9 tRNA genes and 1 rRNA gene are annotated in these 1393 nt (G+C 46.3%); all 10 read left to right on the forward strand.

From position 1 onward, the window contains the following. The first annotated feature begins 211 nt into the window (after window positions 1–211). The 10 genes from rrf (at window position 212) to CSV64_RS16455 (ending at window position 1237) form a co-directional block, all read left to right on the forward strand. Window positions 212–327: ribosomal RNA gene (gene rrf, locus CSV64_RS16410) — 5S ribosomal RNA — on the forward strand. Window positions 328–421: 94 nt separating this feature from the next. Further along, a tRNA-Val gene (locus CSV64_RS16415) sits at window positions 422–497 on the forward strand. A 14-nt stretch (window positions 498–511) separates the two neighbouring features. After that, window positions 512–587, forward strand: a tRNA-Thr gene (locus CSV64_RS16420). Window positions 588–595: 8 nt separating this feature from the next. Then, window positions 596–671 (forward strand) — tRNA-Lys (locus tag CSV64_RS16425). Window positions 672–694: 23 nt separating this feature from the next. Then, a tRNA-Leu gene (locus CSV64_RS16430) sits at window positions 695–776 on the forward strand. 9 nt (window positions 777–785) lie between these two features. Continuing rightward, a tRNA-Gly gene (locus CSV64_RS16435) sits at window positions 786–857 on the forward strand. Between the two features lie 16 nt (window positions 858–873). Next, window positions 874–962, forward strand: a tRNA-Leu gene (locus CSV64_RS16440). 16 nt (window positions 963–978) lie between these two features. Next, window positions 979–1055, forward strand: a tRNA-Arg gene (locus tag CSV64_RS16445). A gap of 22 nt (window positions 1056–1077) precedes the next feature. Beyond that, window positions 1078–1154: transfer RNA gene (locus CSV64_RS16450), tRNA-Pro, on the forward strand. Between the two features lie 7 nt (window positions 1155–1161). Next, window positions 1162–1237 (forward strand) — tRNA-Ala (locus tag CSV64_RS16455). Window positions 1238–1393: the final 156 nt, after the last annotated feature.

A 1393-nucleotide genomic window follows, 5' to 3' on the forward strand; every position in this document is an offset into this window, starting at 1 on the left:
CTGGGGTGTAAGTACGGCGACGTATGTAGCTGACAGATACTAATCGATCGAGGACTTAACCTATTTTAAAAAGTAGTTACTTGAACTACACCAATGTCTTTTATTCAGTTTTGAGTGAACAAGCTTTACTCAAAATTTATTAAAAATAATGCTTGCATTAATAATAACAAGTGTTATAATAATAAATGTCCTCAAGAACGAGGATACATAGTCTGGTGGCGATGGCGAAGAGGTCACACCCGTTCCCATACCGAACACGGAAGTTAAGCTCTTCAGCGCTGATGGTAGTTGGGGGTTTCCCCCTGTGAGAGTAAGACGTCGCCAGGCAATTCTTTTCTTAAGATACACACTAAGTATTCTATACATAATATAGTGATCGAGAGAATAAGAACAAGTTAATTTCAAAGAAAAATTATACCCAGGAGGATTAGCTCAGCTGGGAGAGCACCTGCCTTACAAGCAGGGGGTCGGCGGTTCGAGCCCGTCATCCTCCACCATATATTCTACACCTGCCGGTGTAGCTCAACTGGTAGAGCAACTGACTTGTAATCAGTAGGTTGAGGGTTCAAGTCCTTTCGCCGGCACCACTTAGTACGAGCCGTTAGCTCAGTTGGTAGAGCATCTGACTTTTAATCAGAGGGTCACAGGTTCGAATCCTGTACGGCTCACCATTATTTTTTTGCCGAAACATATCGCGGGTGTGGTGGAACTGGCAGACACGCTAGACTTAGGATCTAGTGCCTTCGGGCGTGGGGGTTCGACTCCCTTCACCCGCATTTATTTATGCGGAAGTAGTTCAGTGGTAGAATACGACCTTGCCAAGGTCGGGGTCGCGGGTTCGAATCCCGTCTTCCGCTTTTAATTTCCACTCTTGCCGGGGTGGCGGAACTGGCAGACGCACAGGACTTAAAATCCTGCGGTAGGTGACTACCGTACCGGTTCGATTCCGGTTCTCGGCACCAATTAATTTCATAGAATGCGCCTGTAGCTCAATTGGATAGAGCGTCTGACTACGGATCAGAAGGTTGTGGGTTCGACTCCTGCCAGGCGCGCCATATTATTTATATATTTTATAGTCGGGAAGTAGCTCAGCTTGGTAGAGCACTTGGTTTGGGACCAAGGGGTCGCAGGTTCGAATCCTGTCTTCCCGACCACTTATTTGGGGCCTTAGCTCAGCTGGGAGAGCGCCTGCCTTGCACGCAGGAGGTCAACGGTTCGATCCCGTTAGGCTCCACCAAATACTATTTTTAAGAACCTCTTGAACCTTGAAAACTGAACAGCAAAACGTTAACGAAATACAGTTTGTGCACCTAACGGTGACACAAACAAAATGAGTATCTTAATTGATGCCAGCAAATGAAACTCGAGCTAATCGAATTTCTCTTATGGAGAG

The organism is Sporosarcina sp. P32b, from assembly GCF_002743335.1.
Taxonomy (GTDB): Bacteria; Bacillota; Bacilli; order Bacillales_A; family Planococcaceae; genus Sporosarcina.